General features: G+C 37.9%; 21 protein-coding genes. All 21 read right to left on the bottom strand.

The window, feature by feature from the left end:
* Nucleotides 1-16: 16 nt before the first annotated feature.
* Nucleotides 17-394, bottom strand: a complete 378-nt coding sequence (locus BN8899_RS14205; protein WP_065219923.1) for a 3TM-type holin — start codon at nt 392-394, stop codon at nt 17-19.
* Nucleotides 391-1017: a DUF6266 family protein gene (locus tag BN8899_RS14200; RefSeq protein WP_065219922.1), complete on the bottom strand. Its 627-nt coding sequence runs from the start codon at nt 1015-1017 to the stop codon at nt 391-393. Before BN8899_RS14200 ends, BN8899_RS14205 begins: the two co-directional genes overlap by 4 nt.
* Nucleotides 1018-1272: 255 nt before the next feature.
* Nucleotides 1273-1554 (bottom strand): ATP-binding protein, encoded by a 282-nt coding sequence (locus BN8899_RS14195; RefSeq protein ID WP_065219921.1) that lies wholly within the window; start codon nt 1552-1554, stop codon nt 1273-1275.
* Nucleotides 1555-1795: 241 nt separating this feature from the next.
* Nucleotides 1796-2209, bottom strand: a complete 414-nt coding sequence (locus BN8899_RS14190; RefSeq protein WP_148375448.1) for a hypothetical protein — start codon at nt 2207-2209, stop codon at nt 1796-1798.
* On the bottom strand, nt 2127-2429 hold the full coding sequence (locus tag BN8899_RS14185; RefSeq protein ID WP_148375446.1) for a hypothetical protein: 303 nt from the start codon (nt 2427-2429) through the stop codon (nt 2127-2129). The genes BN8899_RS14190 and BN8899_RS14185 overlap by 83 nt, the downstream gene beginning before the upstream one ends.
* Nucleotides 2430-2548: 119 nt before the next feature.
* Nucleotides 2549-3505: an MraY family glycosyltransferase gene (locus tag BN8899_RS14180; RefSeq protein WP_065220744.1), complete on the bottom strand. Its 957-nt coding sequence runs from the start codon at nt 3503-3505 to the stop codon at nt 2549-2551.
* 55 nt (nt 3506-3560) lie between these two features.
* Nucleotides 3561-4529, bottom strand: coding sequence for an NAD-dependent epimerase/dehydratase family protein (locus tag BN8899_RS14175; RefSeq protein WP_065219918.1), 969 nt, complete (start codon nt 4527-4529; stop codon nt 3561-3563).
* Nucleotides 4529-5731, bottom strand: a complete 1203-nt coding sequence (locus BN8899_RS14170; RefSeq protein ID WP_065219917.1) for a glycosyltransferase family 4 protein — start codon at nt 5729-5731, stop codon at nt 4529-4531. Before BN8899_RS14170 ends, BN8899_RS14175 begins: the two co-directional genes overlap by 1 nt.
* Nucleotides 5728-6855, bottom strand: coding sequence for a non-hydrolyzing UDP-N-acetylglucosamine 2-epimerase (gene wecB, locus BN8899_RS14165; RefSeq protein WP_065219916.1), 1128 nt, complete (start codon nt 6853-6855; stop codon nt 5728-5730). The genes BN8899_RS14170 and wecB overlap by 4 nt, the downstream gene beginning before the upstream one ends.
* A 1-nt stretch (nt 6856) precedes the next feature.
* A complete protein-coding gene (locus BN8899_RS14160; RefSeq protein ID WP_065219915.1) occupies nt 6857-7714 on the bottom strand; it encodes an SDR family oxidoreductase in 858 nt (285 codons plus the stop codon).
* A gap of 2 nt (nt 7715-7716) precedes the next feature.
* Entirely contained in the window at nt 7717-8790 is a 1074-nt protein-coding gene (locus BN8899_RS14155; RefSeq protein ID WP_065219914.1) for a polysaccharide biosynthesis protein, read from the bottom strand.
* 13 nt (nt 8791-8803) lie between these two features.
* On the bottom strand, nt 8804-9847 hold the full coding sequence (locus BN8899_RS14150) for a glycosyltransferase (RefSeq protein ID WP_065219913.1): 1044 nt from the start codon (nt 9845-9847) through the stop codon (nt 8804-8806).
* Nucleotides 9848-9927: 80 nt separating this feature from the next.
* Entirely contained in the window at nt 9928-10950 is a 1023-nt protein-coding gene (locus tag BN8899_RS14145; RefSeq protein ID WP_065219912.1) for an EpsG family protein, read from the bottom strand.
* Nucleotides 10950-12143, bottom strand: coding sequence for a glycosyltransferase family protein (locus BN8899_RS14140; RefSeq protein WP_065219911.1), 1194 nt, complete (start codon nt 12141-12143; stop codon nt 10950-10952). The genes BN8899_RS14145 and BN8899_RS14140 overlap by 1 nt, the downstream gene beginning before the upstream one ends.
* A complete protein-coding gene (locus tag BN8899_RS14135) occupies nt 12140-13069 on the bottom strand; it encodes a polysaccharide biosynthesis protein (protein ID WP_148375442.1) in 930 nt (309 codons plus the stop codon). Before BN8899_RS14135 ends, BN8899_RS14140 begins: the two co-directional genes overlap by 4 nt.
* A gap of 477 nt (nt 13070-13546) precedes the next feature.
* Entirely contained in the window at nt 13547-14311 is a 765-nt protein-coding gene (locus BN8899_RS14130; RefSeq protein WP_187376909.1) for a LicD family protein, read from the bottom strand.
* A 16-nt stretch (nt 14312-14327) separates the two neighbouring features.
* Complete coding sequence (locus BN8899_RS14125) at nt 14328-15056, bottom strand: aspartate/glutamate racemase family protein (protein ID WP_065219908.1); 729 nt, start codon at nt 15054-15056, stop codon at nt 14328-14330.
* Complete coding sequence (locus BN8899_RS14120; protein WP_065219907.1) at nt 15053-15691, bottom strand: phosphocholine cytidylyltransferase family protein; 639 nt, start codon at nt 15689-15691, stop codon at nt 15053-15055. The genes BN8899_RS14125 and BN8899_RS14120 overlap by 4 nt, the downstream gene beginning before the upstream one ends.
* The gene (locus tag BN8899_RS14115) at nt 15664-16242 is read right to left on the bottom strand and encodes an HAD-IB family phosphatase (protein WP_231932366.1); all 579 of its coding nucleotides are present in this window, start codon (nt 16240-16242) and stop codon (nt 15664-15666) included. Before BN8899_RS14115 ends, BN8899_RS14120 begins: the two co-directional genes overlap by 28 nt.
* A gap of 133 nt (nt 16243-16375) precedes the next feature.
* Nucleotides 16376-17125, bottom strand: coding sequence for a hypothetical protein (locus tag BN8899_RS14110; RefSeq protein ID WP_065219905.1), 750 nt, complete (start codon nt 17123-17125; stop codon nt 16376-16378).
* A 9-nt stretch (nt 17126-17134) separates the two neighbouring features.
* On the bottom strand, nt 17135-17656 hold the full coding sequence (locus tag BN8899_RS14105) for a UpxY family transcription antiterminator (RefSeq protein WP_018336918.1): 522 nt from the start codon (nt 17654-17656) through the stop codon (nt 17135-17137).
* Nucleotides 17657-17768 lie beyond the last annotated feature (112 nt).

The raw sequence follows: 17768 nt of genomic DNA, 5'->3' as shown, positions 1-17768 counted from the left end.
TCATCACCGAATCGTGTCAGCGTCGGCTCTTCGCGAGGGTTGTCAAGATTTTCTCCCCGCTTCTCCCGACCACGTATCCACCCAGCCCGATCTCCAGTAAATCCCAAAAACGGGAAGTATCCGAGAGAATCGATATATTCGTGAACGTACCCATCAAAATCACCGCGGCAAACGTCAGCATCACCAAAGGTCGCCACGACCGTTGCAACCAATTCCCTTTCCCCTCCTCCTGCAACAACGCAACCTGTGCCTGTATCAACTCCTGCTCTCTTTCCAGCAACAATCGTAACAAATCCGCCTCCAGTTGCTTCTTTTCCCGGGCAGGCAAAGTCAATCGCTCCACCACCCCGCTCACGGCATCCGCCACGTTCTTTATCGGACTCACCCCACTCATAAACAGATATATTGAGAATTTGAATACTCCATACCCTTATCCGACACGAAAAAACAATATAAATGCACTTTTACGCCCGCCTCCCGGTCAACACGAAAACTTGCACCTCCATCACACCTCCGGGCTTCCACTCCCTCCACGACCATCGGCATAAACTCCCGATTCCCGTAAATCACAATCACCCCCAACCGGTCATCCATCTCGGGTTCTTCCTCATCCGAATCTCCATCCCAGCACAACACCACCTGCCCCTCCTCATCCATTTTCCCCACCAAATCATACACGCACTGCCTCTTCCCTGCCGTAAAATGAATCTGCGAAAAATCCCTGATTTTCCCGTCCTCTTTGAAAGCCTTCACGTTCAACTTCATATGCAAAGCATACCCGTTAACCGCGATTCCCTTCGCCGACTCGTTCCAGATTCTCCCGATAGGCGATTCCTTCACCCTTTGGTAAAACTCCACTGCCACCCTGAATTTCGAGCGCACCGCTTCCTGTTTTGCCGTTTTCGGGTTACGTACCACCGAGGGCAAAGCCCTCATGTAAAGCTTCCCGCCCCGTTCGCAAAAGACGATATTCCCGACTCGTCCTTTAAGCCTAAAAACACTACTTACTCTTGCCATAATTTTTTCTTTTAAATGATTATCACAAATCACCTCGACTTGCGAATGCAATATTAGCGCATCCCCACAACCTGCCTACTACACGTAATTATTAATTCATAACATTTCCTTGCAAACATCTATCCATCAACCCCATTCCAAAAATAAAAATTGCCAATTGAGTCATCCCCCTAACAGAATCACCCAATCGGCAATCACCAAATCATAGAGCCCCGACCTATCTACATATACCTATTTTTCATTTCAAACCTTCTACTATTCTTCTTTTCGAAGTAAAGCATATAGATTCCATGCTTGAACATGTTTAATGCCATCTCGTAAAGGCATTACAATATCATCTAAAGAAACCACTATCTTTTCAAAATTATCGTCAATTCCTTTAAAAGCGGAATACTCCCTTTCTATAGTAGCTTCATCCGTCAGCATATAGGTACATTGCCAATAGATGATTCTATCCGCTTTTTTGGTAACAAAATCCACCTCCTTATTACGCAAGGCTCCGACATAAACATCGAATCCAGCCCGCTTTAATTCCAAATAACTTGCTCTATCCTCTTTTTTACTCGTTATTCCTAAGGTTTATCCCCCCAAAATTATACTTCCGAAGTAGGTTGAATTTTTCGTTCATATCCAAAGATTTTGCACAAATGTAACAATTTTCGGATATATCCGAAAATATTGCAGAAACTTTATCAACCTACTTCCAAAAATAAAAATTACCGATTGAGTCATCCCTTAACGGAATCACCCAATCGGCAATCACCAAATCACAGAATCCCTAATTCTTCCTCCTCCACCCGCACCTGTCATCCGCCTCCTTCAAGATAGCGGCAATCATCCGCTTCAAAAAAGGCGTCAACTCCCGCTTGCGATCAAAAAACTGCTCCCGCAATTGCTGATAATTCGATATATCCTCCCCGAACACCTCTTTCACCATCGCCACCAGCTCCTTCTCCCCCAACGCATCCCCGGCAGGCGAATACAACTCATCCACCAGTACCAGTCCCTCGATCAACTCCATGATCATCATCTTGTACTTCGTCGACTTCCACCGGATCATCACCCGGACCGCTTTCTTACTGTCATCCGTTCTCCGGCAATCCCCCCGCTCACGTGACCAACGGCACTCCGCCTCCACCAGCTTCAACGCCACCCGGATATAACAACAAGCCCCCTCCCCATTTTTTTCCAAAAGCGCCGTCCCTCTCAACACGCTCCAACCAGAATTCCAACCCCACCCGAGCTCCCGTCAGCATTCTTTCCCTGACCATGAGCTCATCTTCCGCCTCGCTCACCTCTCGCAACTCCCCCGCGAACTCCCGAATGGCAACTTCAAAACTCTCGTCTTCAAAACTCTCACTTGAACCTTCAGCCAACAAAGCAAAAAACCTTGTTTCCAACAAATTTTTCATAGCATAAATATTAGAAATTATTAAAATAAAAAGGCCCCGGGCACACTCCGCCCGAGGCATATCATCAATTTTCACCCCATCTGATTACGAAACAGCCAATTTAAAACTATAAATACCCTCTAGTTTCCAATTCTTAAATGCAAATAAAAATACTTTTTTATAAACCACACATATCCCCCACCAAGCACCACCAAACTTCCCATAAAACTAATGTAATGCAATTCCGGCAGAGCCAAATATATCACTATAATTACTCCCTGAACCAACATATACAACATAGAAACCACCAAATGTGGCAACTTTAGCTCGTTCGCCATTAATTGATACATATGCTTTCGGTGAGGTAACCCAATATTCTCGTGCAACATCAACCGATGCACTATCGTCAACACACTATCCACCCCATACACCGCCAAAAATATGATATAGCTAAAATCTCCTGTCGTCAATATTAATTTTCCAAGCAGAAACAAGATAACAAAGGCAATTCCGACAGACCCAACATCTCCAGCAAAACATTTTGCCTTCCGTCGGAAATTAAAAAAATCAAACACAACCACACTTACAATCATCGTGTAGATCATACCACTTTCAACAAACGGCGCAATCCATGAATTCACGTAAGCCAACCCGCAAAGTACTACCAAGCTATACCCTCCCGTGATTCCATTTATGCCATCCATAAAATTATAAGCATTTATAATTCCCGTGCAAACCACCAAAACAACAAGCAAATACCACCAGGACAATTCCAACATTCCCCATTGGTAAAACATCAACAACATCGCAAAAAAATGGATTCCCAGCCTTAATTTAGAAGATACCGAACGTACGTCATCCATGAAACTCACCCCCGCAATCAAAGTCAATCCCAACATAAACCACGGGTACACGAAACCACTCGCCACAAAATAAACCAATGCCCCCGTGTAAAATACAATTCCCCCTCCCCGCAAAGTAATCCTCATATGCGAACTTCTCTCGTTAGGTCGATCAATAATATTAAACCGATCCGCCACCCGGAAATAAACTAATTCCAAGGCAAACAACACCACAAACACGAACAAATAATACAACATGAAAACTAAAAGTTTAAAACATAATCCATGAATCTCTCCTAATCGTAAATCTTTAAATCATTAAATTAGTAAATGATTTTATCGTTTTCCTAAGTCCTTCCACCGCTGTCACCGGCATTCGTTCAATTCCCAACGCCCGCTTGATCTTCTCGTTAGACACCACGTAATTCTCTGTCAATTTCCTCAATCGTTCTAGGTTCAACGGTAAACGCAAGAGCGTTCCCAAGCCCGCACACTCCTTCATCAATTCCTTGTTCATTCGCCAAATATGCGGTTTCTTCCCCATCACCTCGCACATCTCTCTGACCAATTCGTTGGTTGAGAGGGGCTCGTCATCCGCCATGTGATATATCCCCGACGGAACATCCTTCTCGATCAGCCCGTTCACCACGTAACAAAGATTGTCCACCGACGTGAACGACCTCCTGTTTTCGAAATCCCCCAATGGCCACGGCAACCCTTTCTTCACTACACTATACAACAAATTCAAGTTCCCCTTATTCCCCGGTCCATGAATCATGCAAGGGCGTAAAATGTAAACTCGCTTATTGACGTCCACGGCACTCGAGCGGTAACCGTCAAACGCTTCTTGTATATAATTCTCTGCCGCTATTTTACTCTCGCCGTAAGGACCTATCGGGGTTGGAATCACCTCCTCCGTCAACTTATCCCCGAGTACAAAATCCGCCACCGCTTTCACAGAACTAAAGAACACAAATTTTCGTGCCGACGAGCACAAAAAATAATCGAATACCCTCTGCGTCAACCCCGTGTTTATATCGAAATAAACTTGAGTCATAGTTTCATTCTTCGTATCATGAGCCTTTCCGGCAAGATGAATGATAACATCAACTTTTGGTATATTGCAATTATCCAATTCATACCATGAAAAAGTCCTTACAACACCTTCCTTATCTGGACTTACAATATCAAGACCATATATAATATACGAATCTTTCAGCGCTCTAACAAGATTAGAGCCAACAAAACCATGGATACCTGTAATTATTATCGATTTCATTATTTCACGCCTAAGATTTGTTCTAGATGATCTATACAGCACTTAAAATCATAATATTTTTGACTGTAACTCTTACCGTTCTCCCCCTTCTTTTCAAGTTCATTTTTATCCATGCCAGACAATATCTTTAAAAGCTCAGCCAACTGTTCGGATTGTCCCGCAGGAACACTCCAACCACAATCTGCATCCTTGATGACATCAGCACCCTCGCCATTTATCATCGCAACAATAGGCTTCCCCGAAGACATATATGCCTGAAGTCTTGATGGTACTGTCAAGGTAAAAACAGGCGAGTCTTTCAATGCAAAAAATAATAAATCAGCCTGATTAAAGAAACTTGGCATAGCTTCGAGCGGATAACGACCATAACAAAATACATTTTGTTCCAATCCATTATCTTTAATATTCTGTTCAACAAACTCCCGTCTTCTCCCGTCACCTATAAAATTAAAATTAATATTAGAACCTTTTAGCAAACAAACTGCAGTCATTAGATGAGGTAAATCCTGTGCATCCCCCATATTACCCGCAATTACGATATTAAACCCCTTAGGCAATCGAGGTACCTCCACAACCTTAGGGGATCCTAAAGAACCTTCAACCCAATTGGGAAAAAATTCAATCTTATCTTTAAAATCCCCCTTCTCACGTATAGAACTCTCATATCCTTTGGAGCCTATCAAAAGGGTTGTACTATTATTGTAAATCCACTTGGTCAGTTTTTCAAATAGAACAAGAATATATTTATTTTTAATACCAGCAGCAGCTGAAAGACTTTCCGGCCACAAATCAAGAACCCAAAAATGAATAGGAATTCTTTGGAGCTTCTTCACGATTACAGCGGGAACTCCAACTAATACAGGTGAAGGTTCATGAACAATAATAGCATCATATTTTCGAGTCAAGCCAAACCACAAACTTTTAAAAGAAGCAAAAAAAGTATATGAAATATAATTCAAAGCCAGCCAAATAGAAGTACCAGAATGACGCGAGATTATCAAAGAACGATGTACTTTTACTCCATGCAAAATTTCCCTACCCCTTTTAAATATACCATAGCCTTTGTAAAATCTTCCTTCGGGATAATCAGGAATTGCAGTCATGACACTAACATCGTGCCCTCTTCGTTGAAGTTCAAAAGCCATATCGTTAACCTTGAAATTCTCAGGGTAGAAATGAGGTGTTACGATTAACAGTTTCATGATTTTCGCCAAATCATTTTATTAATTATACTCGTATAAGACAATATAAGGCGAACAACCTTATCAGAAACATTATCATCGGTATATGCTTTTACCGGCGATGGAAGGTAGCCATTTTCATGCATATCTACAGCCATCTGTACAGCTTGTATAACAACCTCTGAGGAGATTGAACCAATTACAAATACCCCACTGTCCATAGCCTCCGGACGTTCAGTTGAAGTCCGTATCGAAACTGCCGGAAAATGCAGATAAGCAGCCTCTTCTGGAAGTGTTCCGCTATCACTTACCACGCAGAAAGCGTTTTGTTGTAATTTATTATAATCAAAGAACCCAAGAGGTTTATGCTTGATGATACGTTTATCAAACTCAAAGCCACGAGTTGCTATATACTTTTCAGAACGAGGATGACATGAATATAACACAGGCATATCATAACAAAGAGCCATACTATTCACTGCCTCCATCAAGGAATTAAAATTTGATTCAATATCAATATTTTCCTCGCGGTGAGCAGATAGAAGAATGTACTTTCTTTTTCCAAGTCCAAGTTCATTCAAGATGTTACTTCCTACAACAGAATTTTGATGAATCTTGAATACTTCTGCCATCGGAGAACCAACCACATAGGTATATTCCGATTTTACACCACTATCAAGAATATACCGACGAGCTTGCTCCGAGTAGCAAAGGTTGACATCGCTTGTAACATCCACGATACGGCGTATAACTTCCTCTGGCAAATTTTCATCTTTACAACGATTCCCTGCTTCCATGTGAAAAACTGGAATTTTAAGGCGCTTAGCAGCAATTACACTAAGACAAGAGTTTGTATCACCAAGAACTATCACTGCATCTGGCTTTACCTCTGCCATCAACTCATAAGCCTTAGCTATAACATTACCCATTGTTTGCCCTAAATTTTCACCAACCACACCAAGATAATAATCCGGTTGGCGAAGTCCCAACTCTTTGAAGAAAACTTCATTAAGAGTATAATCATAGTTTTGCCCCGTATGGACTAAAACATGGTCAAAATATTGGTCAGACTTCTTAATGATTTCCGACATTTTGATGATTTCAGGACGAGTACCCAAAATCGTCATTAACTTTATTTTCTTCATGTTATAAATTATAATGGGGATAGAGATATTTATGTGCAAAAATCCACTCGGCAGCCTCTGCTACCATTTTTTCGTAATCTGGAATTCGATAACTAAAACCAAAACGTGTACGTTTGAGGGACTTGTCTGCATTCACCCCCGTTACAGGATGAATTGTCAATCTATTCCCTCGAAAATATTTATTGAACAGACCAAGAAGGTCATATTTAGATATAAGGCAATCTGGTACCGTATTATATAAGCCTGTTGCTCGTTCCTTTGCCGCAACTTCCATCGTCTTCGCCAATTGGAGAGTAGTTTGCCCCGTCCACAAAGCACCGGTATAACCATTAATTTCGCCATTCTGTAGCATAAACCAATTCAAAAGACCAATTCCTAGTTGATTAATATCGGGACCAACAATAGAGTTGCGTAATGTAATATTTTGGTCATCAACAAGTTCTCCTAGCGCTTTGCTTCTATCATAGAACGTGACGCCATCAGGGAAATCCTCTTCTGTGTATTGTCCTCTAACTCCAGAAAACACACAATCCGTACTCATGTGAATTACATGTGTCCCAACTTCATTAGCAACCATCGCAACAAAATGCGGGAGATAGCTATTAAGTAAAGTTGCCAAAGCATGATTCCGCTCTGCAAACTGATTAAGAATTCCTATGCAATTAATGACTGTGTCATATTTACCTTCCTGTATGAATTTCTTTAACAAAGGAAAATCAGTTGCATCACCAGCAATACTTTTATTGAGTAATTTTGACTTCTCAAGTGCAAAGCCCGTAACATCATGACCTTGTTCTTGAAGATATAATGATATTTGGTGCCCGGCCATACCGTTACACCCAAGTACGAGAAATTTCATAATTATTCGCTACGGATTTCTTTTGATTTTTCAGACTCTATCATGCCAAGATCCGCCTGAATGAAACGCAGGCGCATCAGTTGTTCTTTCATTCCTTCCACATCAAGACGTATCGTGTTGTGACTATGATATTCTTCAACCGAAGTCAGAGATCCCTCTCCTTGAGTAAAATATTTATCATAGTTAAGATCGCGAGTATCACAAGGAATACGATAATAGTTACCCATATCAATCGCTTTGGCCATTTCCTCTCGGGTAACGAGCGTTTCGTATAACTTTTCTCCATGACGAGTTCCAATAACCTTGATTTCCGTTTCGCCACATTTAGGATCAACCTTTATATAAAGTTCTTTGAGGGCTTGAGCAAGGATTGCAAGGGTTGCAGCTGGAGCTTTCTGCACAAAGAGATCGCCATTGTGCCCATGTGTAAAAGCATAGATTACTAAATCTACCGCATCGTCAAGTGTCATCATGAAACGAGTCATTTCCGGATCGGTAATAGTAATAGGCTCACCACTCATCATTTGATCTACCCATAAAGGTATCACAGAACCTCGACTTGCCATTACATTACCGTATCGCGTACAGCATATTGTTGTAGCGGCATTTTCACCAAGTTCTCGCCCTTTTGCAATAGCAACTTTCTCCATTAATGCTTTAGAAATTCCCATCGCATTAATAGGATAAGCAGCCTTATCGGTAGAGAGCACCACAACATTCTTAACACAATGCTCAATAGCACTGATAAGCACATTATTAGTACCTTCCACGTTAGTACGTGTCGCTTCCATTGGGAAAAACTCACACGAAGGCACTTGCTTTAGAGCGGCAGCAGAAAACACATAGTCAACCCCGTGCATCGCAATGTCAACCGACTGCTTATCACGAACATCCCCTATAAAATATTTTACTTTCGTACTTTGTAGCTTGTGACGCATATCGTCTTGCTTTTTCTCATCGCGCGAAAAAATGCGAATTTCTTTAATATCTGAATCAAGGAAACGCCTGAGCACGGCATTACCAAACGACCCGGTCCCACCTGTAATCAGTAGGACCTTATCCTTAAATACTGACATAAAAAATTATAATTTATATTGTTGATAAGATCGATTCAAATAACTCCCTCCAACTAGGTCTTTGGGACACATCAAGAGGTCTGAATCTCTTCCCTTTTTTTAAATTCCCTATAGCTTTAGTCCATGCATCGGAATTATTATATTTCACAAATACAGCACCTTCATAGCCATCCAACACCTCTCTGGCATAAGGTAAGTCAGAAACAAGTATTGGAAGTCCCGTCATAGCCGCTTCAATCAACGGCAAGCCAAATGTTTCTATATAACTCGGAAAAACAAGAGCATCGCACGCCCTGTACATGGAACAGACTTGCTCATAAGGAATTGTTCCGATACATTCTATGCACCCAAAACTTCCGTCTTTAGGCAATGTAAAATAAAACTTTACGTTCATTTCTAACTTACTTGCCGCTTCCCTGACCACTTTATGATTTTTATAGAAAAAGGATGTCGCAGGATAAAACAGATTCAAACAGTTATCAGATAAAGCAATACTTAAATCAGTCTTAGGCTTTACGACGGAAGGAAAGAAAATTTCAATATTATTTATAGGATGATGAAATTTCTTTGCAAACCCTTCTTTTATAAAATCAAGCTGCACAAATATTTTCGTATCCTTTTTGAGGAAAAGTTTCACGAAAATAGGATATATATGTTTATAAAACCACAAACTACGCTGTTCCGCTTTTAACGGATTCCACGAATAAGGGAAAAAAGGAATTGATTGGTGATAATAAATGAAATGAGGAATATGTTTCTTGTAAACATGAAATCCTGTGTTCTGTAAAGAAACGCAAGCGATCGGTTCTATCCCTTTTTGTTTTAACCATTTATTTAACCCCACTACATCCCACCAAAATCTTTTATGCATTGGTTTGACTTTGGCTATTGGTTCAATTCTGACATTCAATCTGTCACCCTCCAATAAAATCCTATCTGAAACAAAAATAAGCCAATTAATAGCATTTTCAGGTATATTTTCAACGAACTGCTTCACGATGCTGAGAGCTCCGCTCTGATCTAAAGCCGTAGCATTAACAATGATAAACTTATCCATTACTATTTTCTTCTCTGGTATTTAATTGAGACCCTCGAAAAATATATCATTTATAACTATTTAACACTTAAATATCAACTTCATATCTGATAAGATGATAACATTAAATACATTTCAACAAAATAATCAACTATTCCTAGTAATGGATTCAGACAGAATTTCCAAAACATCAATACGATCATGGAAATCCAAGCCATCATGGAAATCGTTTTTCTTGTTTTCTTTAGAGTAGAGTTACGAAAAGAATAAATAAAAAAAGCAATCCAAATGGGAAACATTGCAATTATAAACCTATTTGCCAAAATTTGAATATATAATCCTGAAAACAAGAAAACAGTTGGAGCTATCGAGCATGTATATAAAAATATATAATTAGGGCTTCTTGTTAATTCTAAATCACCTTTTCGAAACATATTATTGATTTTTACACAAGAATATATTGATAGTAAATAAGGCATTACATTAAAAACACCACCTGTCAAAGAGGATATCTGACTGATTTTTTTATAATCATCATACTTCTCATCAAAGGAACTACTATAATCGAACAAAAAAAATATAATAACGTTAGCCAATAATATTAATAAGAATTGCTTTTGAAATGAACATTTATACAAATACTTTCTAAATATTGCCAACACCGAGAACAAAATAATGGCAGATTTGTGTTCCAGCACTGAAATAATAAGCAAAATAATAGCAAATATATATTCTTTTTTTACCCACCTTAAAAAAGCATATAATGTCAAAGGAAAAGCCAAATAATATCTTATCTGATTACCGATGGCAACATAATTAAATGCAAGAGATACAAGAACTATAAGTATTGGATTAATTTTAAGCGACTTGAAAAGACATATATAAGAAAACGAAATAAGCAATATGTGGAATTTATATAAGTCTGTAAATGAATATCCCTTATCCTTAAATATTTCAGAAAGGAAAGCATACAATACATCTCTGGATTTTTCAGGATAATAAAAAAAATGCTCGTATCCCTCCCAATCACTCATGTAATTAATCCCCCAATAGGCTAAAACAAAAATTACAGCAGCAAAGATACTTTGCCAAAATAATTTTGTTTTTGCTGCTTCAATAACCATCACAAACAAGAAATGATATTATCAACTACAAACTTAGGACTTGCCTCTGAAAATAAAGTTTGGATTTTATCAAAATCCATAATTTCATGCTTAGCCTTTAAAAAGGCCACCAATTTATCCTTCAATTTATTTTTATCCTCTTCTTTCAAATTAATAGCACACAAGAGTGGATATTTTTCTAAAATATGCAAATTGATATCATTATTTACATAATAAAAATGGATAATCGGCTTTCCCGTAGAAATATAAGTGAAAATTTTACTCGAAATTTGAATACCTTCTAATTCTGCAACAGAAATCAAGAATCCGGCATTTGCCATCTTTTCCATTACTTCTTTAAAAGGCACTCTTCCATTATTAAAAATTTTATCCGGAAATTTTGATTCCAACATTCTTATAGGCGTCAAGTCATTTCCCATAACACAAAATTCAAAATGATTCTGTATTTGAGGAATCACACTTTCAAGTATTTTTGCCATTCCCCCGGAAGGAACATATCTCTTTAAAAAAGAACCTGCATAAAAAACTGTTGTTGAAGTTTTCTGTTCTCTGTCCGGAGGTAAAAGAAGCGGATGTTCTATAAACATGAGTTTATGTGTTTCTTCTTTAAACTCATGTTTAAAAAATTGTAACTGGGAATGAATAACAAATACTTTAGCTGATTCTGCAAGAATCTTTTTTAATGATTTTAAATGTATTTTAGTTTTTACAACTCTATTCCATTTTAACCTATGAAGCCTATCATTATTTATGAAATTATCAAATATTACCGGCGTGACCCTCGTTTTAGCACCTACCGCAAATCTATTTGCTGCAAGAAGTGCTTCAAATGGAAAACACAAGGGAACAATCAAATCAATTTTTTTTACATTATTCGTATCTTTAAGTTCTTTAATATAGGATACAACGATATCTTTTTTTATGTTTTCAAAAGAAAATATTGCTTGCAAATATCTGATCATACGATACAACAAACGAACAAATCTATGTTTGCTAAAATACAGTTCTAACAAAGGTGTCGTAATATGCCTGATCTCTTCTGCATGCGTTTCCATAATAGGGGAAGCAGTCCGCTCTGCAATGACAGTAACATCATACCCCTGTTTTACAAATTCATCTACAATATTTTTAGCGCATATCCCCACTGCCGAATAATCAGGCATGTAAGACCCACAAATCACGACTATCTTCATTTTACAAGGCTTTTCAATTTAACTAGCAATTGGTGATTTACATTAAAATTCATTATATTCCAAATTACAAATACCGCTATCATGGTACATAAAGCCATATTGAATGACATAAATGAAGTTGACAACAAGAATACGATCAAATACGTTATCTCCAATACGAAGTTTTTTCGTCCTATTACACCCAATTTTGCAGAAAGGAACATTTCTGAATAATATGCACGAAACAAGAGTGCAACAAAAGTACATAAGGCAATGACCCAAATTTCCTTATTAATATTAAACGTAACTACACTTATGATGATGAATATCCCAATACACATGAAATTCGCACGAAGCATGTCTTTTTCACGCCTAAGTACATTAAAGAATATATTTGTCAGAACCGATATTTTAATATTCGTATACACTATCAGGAAAAATATATTCAAAAAAGGTATTATATCTATATACTTCGGATAAAACCACTCGATGAAAAGAACACACGGGAAATAAACGAGTAATGCTGTCACACCGAACAATTGCGTAAATGAATTGATTTGACTAAATAAAGTCGGATACCGTTCTTTTGAAATTCGTTTGAGCGAAGGATACAAAACAAGACTGATTGCAGTCACAGCTGTCAATATCAATCCTGTTATGGAGACTCCGAATGAATAAACTGCAAATTTTCGAATGTCACCAAAAAGTTGAACAATGATTTTACCCGCTCCGACTAAAAGCATCCCCATAAGATTTGCTATCATAAGCTTTATGCCTACACTTACAGTCTCTACAAGAAAACGAAAAGATTGTCTATGATTTAAAGTTTCGCCCCATATCAACTCTTTTGCTCTGCTGACCATTAATAAAATGACCAACACTCTGCCAATAAAATCAGCCAAAACAATGTATTTATAATTAACTTTACCAACAATTATTATGGTCATTATAACAAGTATAACCAATATCTTGTCAATTGTCGAAAAAAAACTGTATTTCTTAAATTGGTTGGTTATCTGAAATATATAAATAAGGATACCGGTAAAGCAAACAATCGGTATATTGAGTATTACAAAAATAAAAGAAAACGTTTCATCACTTTTAGATCCCAAAAACCAGCAACAAATACCCCCGACAAGAGATATGATACCAAGAATATTCAATAAAAATCTATTGGCAGAGCGTATTTGTATTATAGGAAGTTGAGCATATTCGTATCCTCCATATTTCAAGTATATCCCGTCATTGTAGCCGAAACAGAACAATGCAGCATAACACGAATAAAACCAATATATTTCCCAGTACCCGAAACCATCAACAGACAGAATTTTTGGCAAGATTATTGCACGTGTTACACTTATGAAAAGTACTAGTATCTGCGCTCCAAATACCCACGAGAAATTTCTAATTATATTAGATGACATTTACTTCCAATAAGCTTTAAAATCATGGTGTGTAATGCGTTTCTCTACGGGTGGAAGTTTACGCCAATCCCCATAAGCATTCGAAAGATACTCTTCATAATTAGAGAATCCCATAAACTCTCTGTCCTCAAAGGGGATATTAATTACTTGTTCAAAAATCGATTTTTTGAATCTTTTTTTTTGAAAGATTCCCTGAACATTTTCAAAGACAAATTTATATTGCTTCCCATTAAATTTTTGAGCATAATTTGAAAGAAACATGCAAAAACATCTTTTAGAGATAGGCAACAAAAGTAATTTAGAAATACCCAAAGTTAGATTTTTCACGAATGATCTTTTCTCCGAAAAATGTACATATTTCAAAGAATTCAATAACTGAAGAATTCGTCGCACTTTATCATATTTTATCCATTTTTTCCCGTTATCCGGTACATCATCTATTGGAAAAATATCAATATTAATCCCAAGGTTAAATTTAATATCGCTATTCTCTATCAATACCGTTTTATCATCATATGCTTTTGCAAAAGGAAAAGTCCATTTTTTTTCTCTCTCAAGTGATGCGATCTTATATCTTCCTTTATAAACCTGAGGGAATAAATTTATCAGTTTGTTATAATCTTCCCTTAAAATACAAATGTCTATATCATCATCCCATGGAATATATCCCTTATGACGCATCGCACCAAGCATTGTGCCGCAAGCAAGAGAATATTTTATATTGTTGGCAATACAGAATTCATGTATTGCTTCTAATATATCCATTTGAAGAACTTTGATATCATTCAACAATATTTCCTGACCAAAATTCATTTTTCTCAACGATATAAGATGCTAAAACTTGCAGACTATCAATATAAGCGATATCTTGCCTTATATAATGATAAACATTATTAATATCCGTACAACCAGCAATAACTCCATCACACCCTTCCCCCTTTAATTCTTCAATAACTTTATCAAAGCAATTCATAGGTTGTTCATCAATAGGCGAAGAAATACGACGATAACTATTTTTAGCATTACAAATTCCACGAGTGACTAAATATTGTAACAAAGGAGGATAAAGTATTTCTGTTTTTGCCGTATATAGCGCAAAATATTTATTATATAGTTTATGCCGCCTACATCCATCACTACACATAATTCCAACTTTTTTTAACCCTTGCTTTTTTACTTCTTTGGCTACTAATTCTATTATATTAACAAAAGGTAAACCTATTTCTTGCTGCAGTTCTTCAATAAAAAAGTGAGCAGTATTACAGCACATACATAATTCCGTACATCCGAAATCTTTCATTTTCAACCCAGCTTTAATATAATATTCAAGAAAACTCGGTCCCCTATCCTCAAGGTACATACTTCTAGAAGGAGCTTGAGTAGCTTGATATATCAACATCTCAGGATGATGAGCATCTCTAAAAGCCCCTTTCTCTACAATCATATTCTCTATCAACACCTGCAGCCTATTAGTTGCCGCTACCCCATTCCCGCCTATAATACCTATCATATTTTCCAATCTTTTACGATTTCAGATACACGCAAATAATCATTGTACGTGTCTATATCATAAGCTCGAACGTTCATCCCTTTCATAGGAAGATAAGGTTCGAACAAGTTATACACATTTTGCGTGCAGTAAAAAAGGTTTTCCTTTTTTATGCACGCAGGACCTGTCCATTCGTAATCACCTTCGTCTCTTGAAAATTGGAGTACATTACCATCTTCATCAGTCTTAACAAATACTGCATCTTCAGATGTAATATCAGCGTAGCACACAAATTCTCCTTCTGTATTAAGAATTTTTTTCACATCATCAGGATGGACTAAAAGATCCCCATCCCATTCAAGGATATATTCATTTGCATGCCGAGCTCCTAAATAAAAACTAGCACCCGTTTTCGTCTCGAAATAGTGATGATTAAAAATGAATATCACATCCTTACGATACTTTAAAACTTCTTCAATAATCTCATTCGCTTGAAAACCAACGACGATACGTACATCTTCTACATCCTTGAATAACTCTAATTGCCATGAAATCAATGATCTTCCATTAATTTTGACTAAAGCTTTCGTTAAACCAAGACCAAGTCGAGATCCAATTCCAGCACAACTTATAACAACTGATTTAATTGCCGACATAAAGCTTTCTCATTAAAAATTATATAATCAGCGATAGCATAGAGACTTTTTGCTGGGTTGTGAGTAAGCCCTGTCGCAATAGAAATATTTGCATGCCTCATCGCTTCCAAGTCATTATTCCCATCTCCTATAAATACAACCGTTTCCCCTAAAGCTTTATATTGATCTACAATTTGCTCTTTCCTTAATATCGATTTAAGTTTTACTACTTTATTATCTTCAACCTCTGCCTCCGAGTAGTAAGCAGTACACCCAATTTTTGAAGCTAAAGAACTACACCAGCACTTTAAGTTCCCTGTAACTATGACACAATCCTTTTTATGATCAAATATAAATTTACTTATCAAGGGATAAAGTGGTACTTTTTCAAGTAAATCTAACACTTCATCTACAGGCAACTCTCCCAATATATTGACTCTTTTAATAAAACTTTCAATAAACGGAATATTTCCCTGCACTGTTTCTTGTGTTAATTTATCAATCTCATTTTCCATTTTAAAATGGGACGAGATCACGGGCAAAGTTTCACAAGAAGTAACTGTGCCATCCATATCAAAAAGAAATTTCATATAATAAACGTATGACTATTTAAATACTAATATTTTCAAATATCCACAATAGCTAATTTTGACATTTGTTTTTAAAGACATCGAGATTATACAGATAAAAATATGAAATATATTTTTATCTGTATAATCTATTCAATTCATCAAATACCCTCTTTGCCAAAACTTTAAAAACTTCTGCAACCAAACAGAAATCCGTATCCAGCCCCATCTGCCGGAAACGTTCAATTCTCTTATCCTCCTCCCATCCCACGCTAACCCGCAAACAAGCCCGTTCTTTCTCCTGCCATTTATTATCTTCCCCGGGTAACATCATCGCTCCGACAACATCACCATACAGGCAGAAAGCATCCCACCACGATAATAAAACCTCTTGGTCGCCCCCACGGATATATCCCAAAGCCTCCGTGACCAACCTCCCCGCCAATTCCCCGCACATCTTGTCATTCGCGAAATAGTAGCAATTGCATAGCAACCGACAAACATTCGGTGTCCGACAAGGCAACACGATTTTGTCACTCCCCCTGGCTGTAAGAATACGGTACGCCGCATCCAACCCATTGTTCAAGTAACTCAAGTCTGAATATAACTGGTAAACATCCATCATGTCCGCCGCGTAACCCGCCCGGGAATCGACGGGTAAATCCTCGTTCGCCAATTGCTCCGAATATAGCCGGGCAATTTCCTTCGCCCGCTCGTGGACATCATACGGGTTACCGAAATCACTCTCCAACCACGGGTACACCCGTACCATGGAATACACGGTCAAATAACCGTGCAATAAACCAGACAACATTTCCGGGGGATACGACCGGATGTCGAGATTGTACAATTGCTTGTACAATTCGTGAAATAAACCTTTATCCATTATTTTGTTTTACACTATTCTTTCCAGGAAAGAGCCCGGAATATAGGAAGTGGCTATCGATGCCACGCCGTCTAAACGAATCACCACTCGTTTGTGCCCCTTCAGACGCACCAACTCTCCTTCCAAGCCTTGCAGGGGTCCCTTCATAACCCGTACCCGATCGCCTCGTTTAAGGTTTTTATTCAATACCTCTATGCCATTAGGCGAGAAATCCAGCAAAAACATGAAATCCTGCATTTGTTTATCGGGAACAACTAAAGAATGGCGTCCTTCTATATCTTTCAAATAAATAATATTCAATGAATAGTCGTTAATCAAAGAAAAACTCGTTGCCTTATCCGTACGGATAAAAATCATCCCATGAATCAAAAGTACTCGAATCGTTTTGCGACCAAGAGGTGTTTCCCGTACTTGCTCTTCCTGCGGCAGAAAATTTTCGATCCCCAATTCATCCAGTTTTTTTTGGATCAATAATTCCTGATTCACCCGCGTGTAAGCGACATACCAGTTTAATTTCTTCTCCTCAATCATGTAATTGCCGATTCTCCCTGTTTATTAACGATTCTACCGCCACTTAGGCAATACACCATCATGACCCGTCCGAATACGCTTCGCGCACTAACCCTATTACCGGTCCCGATTT

This window comes from Butyricimonas sp. Marseille-P2440 (genome assembly GCF_900091675.1).
GTDB lineage: Bacteria > Bacteroidota > Bacteroidia > Bacteroidales > Marinifilaceae > Butyricimonas > Butyricimonas synergistica.
This window is presented reverse-complemented; position numbering and strand designations above follow the sequence as displayed.

What these genes read in the sequence shown, in the direction of transcription:
- BN8899_RS14205 (WP_065219923.1), bottom strand. Translation starts at nt 394, where the DNA reads ATGAGTGGGGTGAGTCCGATAAAGAACGTGGCGGATGCCGTGAGCGGG.
- BN8899_RS14200 (WP_065219922.1), bottom strand. Translation starts at nt 1,017, where the DNA reads ATGGCAAGAGTAAGTAGTGTTTTTAGGCTTAAAGGACGAGTCGGGAAT.
- BN8899_RS14185 (WP_148375446.1), bottom strand. Translation starts at nt 2,429, where the DNA reads ATGAAAAATTTGTTGGAAACAAGGTTTTTTGCTTTGTTGGCTGAAGGT.
- BN8899_RS14175 (WP_065219918.1), bottom strand. Translation starts at nt 4,529, where the DNA reads ATGAAATCGATAATAATTACAGGTATCCATGGTTTTGTTGGCTCTAAT.
- BN8899_RS14170 (WP_065219917.1), bottom strand. Translation starts at nt 5,731, where the DNA reads ATGAAACTGTTAATCGTAACACCTCATTTCTACCCTGAGAATTTCAAG.
- wecB (WP_065219916.1), bottom strand. Translation starts at nt 6,855, where the DNA reads ATGAAGAAAATAAAGTTAATGACGATTTTGGGTACTCGTCCTGAAATC.
- BN8899_RS14160 (WP_065219915.1), bottom strand. Translation starts at nt 7,714, where the DNA reads ATGAAATTTCTCGTACTTGGGTGTAACGGTATGGCCGGGCACCAAATA.
- BN8899_RS14155 (WP_065219914.1), bottom strand. Translation starts at nt 8,790, where the DNA reads ATGTCAGTATTTAAGGATAAGGTCCTACTGATTACAGGTGGGACCGGG.
- BN8899_RS14150 (WP_065219913.1), bottom strand. Translation starts at nt 9,847, where the DNA reads ATGGATAAGTTTATCATTGTTAATGCTACGGCTTTAGATCAGAGCGGA.
- BN8899_RS14145 (WP_065219912.1), bottom strand. Translation starts at nt 10,950, where the DNA reads ATGGTTATTGAAGCAGCAAAAACAAAATTATTTTGGCAAAGTATCTTT.
- BN8899_RS14140 (WP_065219911.1), bottom strand. Translation starts at nt 12,143, where the DNA reads ATGAAGATAGTCGTGATTTGTGGGTCTTACATGCCTGATTATTCGGCA.
- BN8899_RS14135 (WP_148375442.1), bottom strand. Translation starts at nt 13,069, where the DNA reads ATGACCATAATAATTGTTGGTAAAGTTAATTATAAATACATTGTTTTG.
- BN8899_RS14130 (WP_187376909.1), bottom strand. Translation starts at nt 14,311, where the DNA reads ATGGATATATTAGAAGCAATACATGAATTCTGTATTGCCAACAATATA.
- BN8899_RS14125 (WP_065219908.1), bottom strand. Translation starts at nt 15,056, where the DNA reads ATGATAGGTATTATAGGCGGGAATGGGGTAGCGGCAACTAATAGGCTG.
- BN8899_RS14120 (WP_065219907.1), bottom strand. Translation starts at nt 15,691, where the DNA reads ATGTCGGCAATTAAATCAGTTGTTATAAGTTGTGCTGGAATTGGATCT.
- BN8899_RS14115 (WP_231932366.1), bottom strand. Translation starts at nt 16,242, where the DNA reads ATGGATGGCACAGTTACTTCTTGTGAAACTTTGCCCGTGATCTCGTCC.
- BN8899_RS14110 (WP_065219905.1), bottom strand. Translation starts at nt 17,125, where the DNA reads ATGGATAAAGGTTTATTTCACGAATTGTACAAGCAATTGTACAATCTC.
- BN8899_RS14105 (WP_018336918.1), bottom strand. Translation starts at nt 17,656, where the DNA reads ATGATTGAGGAGAAGAAATTAAACTGGTATGTCGCTTACACGCGGGTG.